At 44.9% G+C, this 7982-nt stretch carries 6 protein-coding genes and 3 pseudogenes; 5 read left to right on the top strand and 4 right to left on the bottom strand.

Features of this window, described 5'->3' with window-relative positions; all coding sequences use genetic code 11:
* Positions 1–96: 96 nt before the first annotated feature.
* The 3 genes and pseudogenes from ACGF63_RS21875 to ACGF63_RS21865 all read right to left on the bottom strand — a co-directional run.
* Positions 97–399, bottom strand: a pseudogene (locus ACGF63_RS21875) (type VI immunity family protein); the annotation flags it as partial.
* Between the two features lie 36 nt (positions 400–435).
* The gene (locus ACGF63_RS21870) at positions 436–1581 is read right to left on the bottom strand and encodes a DUF3396 domain-containing protein (RefSeq protein WP_387633183.1); all 1146 of its coding nucleotides are present in this window, start codon (positions 1579–1581) and stop codon (positions 436–438) included.
* Positions 1582–1596: 15 nt separating this feature from the next.
* On the bottom strand, positions 1597–2955 hold the full coding sequence (locus tag ACGF63_RS21865; RefSeq protein WP_387633182.1) for a VRR-NUC domain-containing protein: 1359 nt from the start codon (positions 2953–2955) through the stop codon (positions 1597–1599).
* 995 nt (positions 2956–3950) lie between these two features.
* Between ACGF63_RS21865 and ACGF63_RS21860 the strand changes: the two genes are divergently transcribed.
* The 4 genes from ACGF63_RS21860 (at position 3951) to ACGF63_RS21845 (ending at position 6915) form a co-directional block, all read left to right on the top strand.
* A complete protein-coding gene (locus ACGF63_RS21860) occupies positions 3951–4223 on the top strand; it encodes a DUF1778 domain-containing protein (protein ID WP_387633180.1) in 273 nt (90 codons plus the stop codon).
* Entirely contained in the window at positions 4214–4702 is a 489-nt protein-coding gene (locus tag ACGF63_RS21855) for a GNAT family N-acetyltransferase (RefSeq protein WP_387633178.1), read from the top strand. Before ACGF63_RS21860 ends, ACGF63_RS21855 begins: the two co-directional genes overlap by 10 nt.
* 1420 nt (positions 4703–6122) lie before the next feature.
* On the top strand, positions 6123–6416 hold the full coding sequence (locus tag ACGF63_RS21850; RefSeq protein WP_387633176.1) for a DUF1778 domain-containing protein: 294 nt from the start codon (positions 6123–6125) through the stop codon (positions 6414–6416).
* Positions 6400–6915, top strand: coding sequence for a GNAT family N-acetyltransferase (locus ACGF63_RS21845; protein WP_387633175.1), 516 nt, complete (start codon positions 6400–6402; stop codon positions 6913–6915). The genes ACGF63_RS21850 and ACGF63_RS21845 overlap by 17 nt, the downstream gene beginning before the upstream one ends.
* Positions 6916–7019: 104 nt before the next feature.
* On the opposite strand, the pseudogene ACGF63_RS21840 reads toward ACGF63_RS21845, so the two are convergent.
* A pseudogene (locus ACGF63_RS21840) lies at positions 7020–7656 on the bottom strand (IS630 family transposase); the annotation flags it as partial.
* 70 nt (positions 7657–7726) lie between these two features.
* Here ACGF63_RS21840 and ACGF63_RS21835 point away from each other — a divergent pair.
* Positions 7727–7982, top strand: a pseudogene (locus tag ACGF63_RS21835) (IS110 family transposase); the annotation flags it as partial.

Raw genomic sequence — 7982 nt, 5'->3', positions numbered from 1 at the left:
TTACGCCAGTATGCTGGCTCTGGGTTTTATCATCATCTGGTTGCCTATGTGGGTTGAGTAAATTATGTACCCGAAAGGTAAACAGCCCCTAATATCCCAGGTAGAAGGCTGATTCTTTTTCTGATTAAGAATGCTTTCTTCCACTTTAGCAATATTTTCCGGCGAATATTTTTTTAACCCTTTCAGAGCATGGCGGTGAAAACGCAGGTGAGTGCTAAACTCTTCGCGAAAGCGGCGATAACAGGCCAGAATGCGGTGCTTTTTCTCCAGCGTGTAACCCTGTTTAAAAAACAGGGTAATTGAGATACCCAGGCGGGAAACGGTCAGCCCATCACTATTGGTAAAAGTAAAATCGACCCGTTGTGATTTTAGCCGGGAAAAATAATCTGAAGTTGCCATATTCTCTCCGTTCATAATGAGGCAGTGGATAATCTGTTATTCCCACATATTTTTCCCTTCCCGTATCAAGTGCCAGATCGTTGTGCCTGACTCCGCACCCTGAACATCAAAAGTCATCGCGCCCTGAGCAAAGAAATATTGCTTGCCCGGGATGCTGTCGGTTCGCCAGAATCCGCTGACAAGAGCCGGATAGCCTCCCTTCAAAGGGGTCACATGCAGAGGGCCACGATCATAGCGGGCATACCAGGCTTGTGTGGACGCGGTAGTAAAATGACCGGCACCATAAAAATGCAGAGAATGCCCTTCACGGGGACTCACCCGTATCGGGCGTATCAGCTGGTTAATGGCAAAATAACTCTCCGGGACACTGCCCGGCAGCGGGGTCAGATCCGGATATTTCCCTGCGCGGATCATCAGACCATCGCGGTAAGAGCTAATGACCACATCGGTGTAGCGGGCCAGCATTGCGCGTATCCAGTATTCCCCACCCAATTTCCCTACAAAGCGTTTGGACAGCAGGGTGATCCAGTTAATGCCACGGATGGAATGTTCATACTGTAATTTGGCTGTATGCACTGCTGAGTTCACTTGCAAGGCAGGGTAACGTTGCGCTAACTGGTACTCTAAGGGAAAATAGTCATAGTAGTCTTTGGGTAAGACCAGACAGTAACCACAGTCCCCACTGTCGGGTTCAAGTTGGTCACACAAAAAGTCCAGCCAGGCCATAAATTTAGTCATGCCCTCTGGTTCTTTCAGATAATCCCAGGGCAGTACCAGACTCAGGTACGAGCTATCATCGTCACCATCAATTTCTCGAGAATCCAGGTAACGCATCAGATAATGAGGCGCTTCATCTTCATTTTTAGCATCACTGACGACCCAACCACAAAGCTGATTTTTTTTCCTGGCGAGAATACCTTCCTCTATTTTAATAATATTTTCCGGTGAATATTTGCTTAACCCATTCAGTGAATGACTATGAAAACGCAGGTGAGCGCCAAACTCTTCACGAAAACGGCGATAACAAGCCAGAATGCGCTGTTTTTTCTCCTGCGTGTAACCCTGTTTAAAAAACAGGGTAATCGAGAGCCCCAAGCGGGAAACAGTCAGTCCATCACCATTGATAAAAAGAAAAGAGGTCAGTTGTGATCTCAACCGAGCAAAATAATCTACAGTTTCCATAACTTTCTCCGTGAATTATGAGGCGGTAGCCAATTTCACACTCGCCAATATTGCCAGGACAGCAGCTAACGCTACGGCGCTGACTTCAGCGGCAGCAGCTAAAATGTCCAACAGTACGATCAGCGCGGTGGCGACGGCAAGGGTGACGAGGATAACCAAAGCAACTTCGGCAATAATCACAACCACTTCCAGAATCTCTTCACCCACCTTTTTCAATATTTGCAGCCAGCTCATGTTTTTGAGCTCTTCCAGGGTGATATCTGAGCCCTGTTGCACAGTTTGCCACCGGGCTTTTATCTCACTCTCAGTCCAGGTCACGATTTTTCCCGTTTGTTCACTGACCCAGGAAAAAGCGTAACTGGCCTGATGGGTTATCGGGTCGATTATCTCTTTACACACCCACTTGCCGGTTTCACTGAACCAGACCCCAAATTGAGCAAGGAGTTCACGGGTACTGTCGCGGATGTAATCTAACCCCTGCTCTGTCAGACCAGCCACTTCCTGTCCAAGAATAACCCAGTCTTCATAGCTGGGTAAGAAAGACCACGGAGAGGTACTGACAAGCGGGGGATTTTTTGTCAGGGGTTGTGGAATGGTCCCCGGCACGCCCTCTTCGGGAGGAACGGGTAAGGCGTCATCATCAGGAGGTGAACCGGGTGGCAACGGGGCCAATGGTATGGGATTTTTATAGTGTTGGGAATCGGGTTGATAATGTTTTCGCCACGCTTCATCATACTGTTTTTGTTCTTCTGTGCGGTTATCGCTGACACGCATTACACCAAAGCAATCTTCGGTCGCAATCTGGATATAATCTATTTCTTGATCTTCGGCAAGTTTATCCCCCGGAAACTTCACTTCAATCAACATTTTCAGATTATCAGGGTGCACAGAACCATCAAAATAGGTGGCATTTCTGCCCGGCCAGCGGAGAGCCTCCTCTTTAACCAGAATAATATCGGGGCGCCGAATACCAACAACCCCAAATTTCTCCATATCGTCGGCAGAAGGCCGGGCAAACGGATTACTGGATTGCGGTAAATTATCGCCATAACGCTGCTTAGAGACTTGACTGGTCGCCAGCATGGGCAGAGGAACATCTTTCTTCCCTCGGATAGCAAACACCACTTCTGCTTTATAAGGCCACAGGAAGTCATGCTTAAGCTCTTCAACCTTAATCAACCCACTCATAATGATTTGATTAAGAAAGCGAATGGCACCTTGCTTAGTGATAATCATTGCCGGCAGACGCAGGGCATATTCAGCTTTTTCCGCCAGATAACAGGGGTCTTCATCGGCGGGGAAGACGCCGATTTCCATCGTACAGTTAATTGAGGTGACGGCCGGGCACATCTTGCCGCTGTTGGATATTGCCATACTTATTTCTCCTTAAACTCCATAACACTGAAAGGTTGTTTGGGATAGTGAGCCAATCCGGCAGGTAAAGACTAATCCATCCATATTTGAACCCTTACATAATTCTGAAACGGGATAATGACGACAGCGGCCATTAAGCGAATAATCACGTTTTGTTTTTTTAATCGCGCAGCAAAACGCTTCTTCATATTACCGAGCCGGTGTTTCAATCTGATGGCGCTGAATACAAAGACAGTGCCAGCCTGTTCCGTAGTAAAAAATGCAAGCGGAAAACCCAGTCACTTAATACGTGGCATTTGAGAGAACAATAAACAACTTCCCGTTGAGTCGAGAGGAAATGAATAACAGAGCATTTCGCCCTCTGAACTTTATGACCATAAGATCACGATATTTATCATATGATCATGACAAAAATGTGATGAATATCACATAAAATCGCTAATTAATCGCTCTCAATGCGTGGAATTAATAAAAATCTTCGTAAGTTTTTGCCGAATACGGGGGAAATATAAAACCCCAGAAGCGTCAAGATATTAATCCGGTGTATTTAGGCTGACGATATATGCTTTGAGCATTTCTATTTAAATTCGGTGACTGTCTTAACGATCACCTTTAATTGAGTGACAATGAGATAAAAGGGTGTCGGGATTAATTGGCAATTAACTTATCCATTCTTTCCATTGCTGGCCGTAAATTCAGGAATTCTCGCGCCAGTTGTTCGGAGAAAGCCTTAGCATAAACCTTTTTCATTTTTCCTACTTAACTTATTGTCTGCCAGTGGGCTGATTATAGTGGGTTTCAAGTAATATTTATCCCCACGGCGCGCAAAGAATACAAAATCAGTTGCACCATTCCATTGTTCGACTACGTTCAGTCCTTCGTTAATCTTCCCTACGCAATGTTTCATGAGATTTCAAATGGAGACGCTAAATGTATAGCTATTAGTTATACGACTGCTATGATGACTGTCTACCAATTTGCTACACAGGTGATTTATGAGAACACAACCTAAAGAAACCCCGATCAACATCCGGGCGAAAACCTTCCAGCGGGAGCTTATTGACCATGCAGCAAACCTGCACTCAAAGACCCGAACTGATTTCATCTTGGATGCTGCCTGCCGCGCAGCTGAAGAGGCCATACTCGATCAGCGCCACTTTTTCGTTAACGACGAAAAATATCATGCGTTCATGCAGATGCTGGAGCAACCGCTTTTTGATAATGCAGGTTTTAAAAAACTCATGGGATATAAAGCACCATGGGAATAAGCGCACCTGAAATATTAACGGCTGAACATAATATAAATGATTTTTATTGCCAGCATGAAACATTAAACGAATGGCTTTCACGCCGGGCTTTAAAAAATAATAAGCTCGGCGCGAGCCGCACATTTGTTATTTGCAAGGAAGGCACAAAAGACGTTATCGGTTATTATTGTCTAAGCGCCGGTTCAATTAATCATATTGAATCTACGCCATCGCTTAAACGCAATATGCCAGATCCTATCCCTGTAGTGCTTCTCGGCCGTCTGGCTGTCGATGTGGAATATCAGGGGAAGAAGCTCGGAGCATTGCTTCTCCAGGATGCCTGGAAGCGTGTCGCCAGCACGGCGGAACAGGTGGGCATTTCAGCTATCATCGTCCACGCACTTGATGAGAGCGCCCGAACGTTCTATACGCGTCTTGGCTTCGCCCAGTCACCGTTGGAGCCATATACGCTGATGCTTCCATTAGGCAAACAGAACTAATTGTTGGTATTAAGGCCATCATGGTTCATGCCATGAACGAAAGATCCTGAACGTTCTACGGGCGGTACGGATTTGTACACAGGCGATTGCTATCCATTCCCACTATTTGGAGAGCATAAAATTTATGGTCCCCCCGTTTTTACAACACTAATTTTGATTAATGATGGGCTTGCTTAAATCTATTCAGCGTCATATGAGCAAAAATGCCCGCGCCCTAATGAGTTCCGCACCTGATGCGCCTAAAAAAACGTTCGGCTTCAATGAGCCATTTTTATGCTTAGGTTTTTATCAGGCCGTCAGGCCGTTCATGTCATCAATAATCACGTTTTGTTTTTTTAATCACGCAGCAAAACGCTTCTTCATATTACCGAGCCGGTGTTTCAACCTGATGGCGCTGAATACAAAGACAATGCCAGCCTGTTCCGTAGTAAAAAATGCAAGCGGAAAACACAAGTCACTTAATACGTGGCATTTGAGAGAACAATAAACAACTTCCCGTTGAGTCGAGTGGAAATGAATAAACAGAGCATTTCGCCCTCTGAACTTTATGACCATAAGATCACGATATTTATCATATGATCATGATGTAAATGTGATGCATATCATATAAAATCGCTAATTAATTGCTATTAATGCGTGGAATTAATAAAAATCTTCGTAAGTTTTTGCCTAATACGAGGGAAATCTAAAATCCCAGAAGCGTCAAGATATTAATCAGATGTATTTGGGCTGATGATATATGCTTTGAGCATTTCTATTTGAATTCGGTAACTGTCTTAACGATCACCTTTAATTGAATGGCAATGAGATAAAATGATGTCGGGATTAATTGGCAATTAACTTATCCATTACTCTTCTTTTTACCGTATTATCAGCAGATGGCATATTTTTATCCTCCCTAATCCTAACAGTTCGCTTTACGCGCAATGAGAATTAATTATTCCTACAGTGCCTGCCGCGAATCAAATGCGAAGTCGATTCCCTTTACTGACGCCAAACGCCGGGTGATGTGGATTGATTATCGCGTTAATTTGTGTTCGAGATAGTCCACATGCTCGTCAGGGATCGCTATGGCGGAGTAGCCCTTGTCATTCCAGCGCCCACCATAAAACTTGGCACCATTTCCTGACCATGCGTCATTAACATAAAACAGATTTAGTTAATCTGTAAAAAATCATGGAAATATCCCGTGCTCAAGACGGCCGATGAGGTCCAGCACTTCCATTTGTCATGTATAGACTAGAGTCAAATAACAGTAGCTTGAATCTAATATGTATGCCATATAGGCACACATATTGACGTTAATTTCTTATATGCCATAATGGCCCCTGATCGCAATAACAGCGATCTTTATCAAAGAAGGTGAAGCACACCGCTTCCGTTCTTTCTATCTATAAGACCTGAAAACGTAGGTGAAATAATGACTTCTCATGCAGAACGTAAAGAAGCCCGTTTGGTTGCACGAATCTCTACAGAGATTCAAGAAATCATACAAAGGGCAGCTGATTACTCCGGTACAACCATTTCACAGTTCCTTATCGAATCAGCGATGGAGAAAGCGCGTAATGTGATTGAACGGACCGAAACATTACACCTCTCAATGGCAGGGGCTGATGCATTGTTTGCCGCTTTGGAAAATCCGCCAAAAGCAAATAACAAATTGCTCAAAGCAGCGCAGCACTACAAGGAAACGGTGAATGTCAATAATCCTTGAAGAGGTAACTCAGCAACATAACCGCAAAACTTTTGATTGCGGCGTAGCTGAATTGAATCAGTTTCTACAACAACAAGCCCGGCAAAAAACCGTAAAGCACATATCAAAAACTTATGTGGCCTGCCGGGATTCTGCGCCTGCGACAATCATGGGTTATCACACCCTCACCGGATATTCTGTGACAACGCCACCTGCTCACAAAGATTACAAAAACTATCCCCACCCACTCAGTGCTGTAAAACTAGCCCGTCTTGCGGTGGATCACTCACAACAAGGACAAGGTTTAGGTGAGCGGTTATTGATTGATGCTATATATCGAACAGCATTGGTTGCACAACAAATTTCGGCCATTGGGCTATTTGTCGATCCTATGTCTCCACAAGTCGTTCCTTTTTATCAACAGTATGATTTTTTACCGGCTGATCCCAGCGATCATTTTTGCCTTGAAATGTGGCTTCCAATTCAAACCTGTATAGAGATTGCCAACACCTTACCTTGAACTTTTCTATCTTCATTAAATTGATATTCAATTTTTCTCGTTTTTCCTTTTCCTGTATTTTATTCTTCAGGTTTAAAACCAGAGAGGGTAATAGATATATCCACTTAACTTGAAGATGCAGGATTCAGAACCTGGAAGTTGTCATTAATACGGCACGACAGGTTCCCGGCAAGTTCCGGTAATATTTCCGTAAAAAAGTGATGTATCGCCTGCCTGAACAAGGCCGTCGAGGTGAAGTAATGGTTATTTCTGACCTTTTCATTCATCACCTTCCACAACCTTTCTATCGGGTTCAGATTCGGGCTATATGGCGGTAAGTAATGAAGCTCAATATTCATCACATAAGCCCTGTCTTTCACCAACTTACTCCGGTGGTAACCGGCTCCATCAAGGATAATATGAACCTTCTGACTGACCGGATAGGTTTCACGCAGGGCAATGAAGAACTCTGCGATGTGATAACTGTCGATACGGTCATATTCGCGTACTACCGTTTTACTGATATCGGCCAGATTCAGGGCACCCATCAGGTTCAGGCGGGTACGGCTGCCCGTGGTTTTCACCGCAGTTTTCTGGCCTTTGCGCATCCAGCCATCAGCGAGTTTCGTCCCCCTGCGTGGGATGAACGCCATCAATGAACAGGATGGGCTCATGGTCTCCGGCTTCCTGTTTCAGTTTCCCATAGGTTTCTATAAAGGCCCGCTGCTGTTCCGCGTTGAACTTGTGTGGCACGCCGGTCGGTTAATGAGATGGTCACCCCCACCCTGTGAGAGGTACGCTAGCAGGGTATTTTATTTTAGAGGGAACCATCATGCAAAACGTTACGTTTATTGGTATCGATCTCGGTAAACATTCCTTCCATGTCCACTGTCAGGACAGGCAGGGTCACGCCCTGCTGCGTAAGAAGTTTTCCCGCACTCAGCTTATTAATTTTCTCGGTTCCTGCAAGGCTGCAACCGTAGTGATGGAGTCCTGCGGTGGGGCGCACTTTATGGCTCGCCGGAGCGCTGATTTAGGCCATGAGGCAAAGCTGATTTCTCCGCAGTTCGTCCGTCCTTTTGTTAAGA

This window comes from Photorhabdus sp. RM322S (genome assembly GCF_042879395.1).
Lineage (GTDB): Bacteria > Pseudomonadota > Gammaproteobacteria > Enterobacterales > Enterobacteriaceae > Photorhabdus > Photorhabdus khanii.
This window is presented reverse-complemented; position numbering and strand designations above follow the sequence as displayed.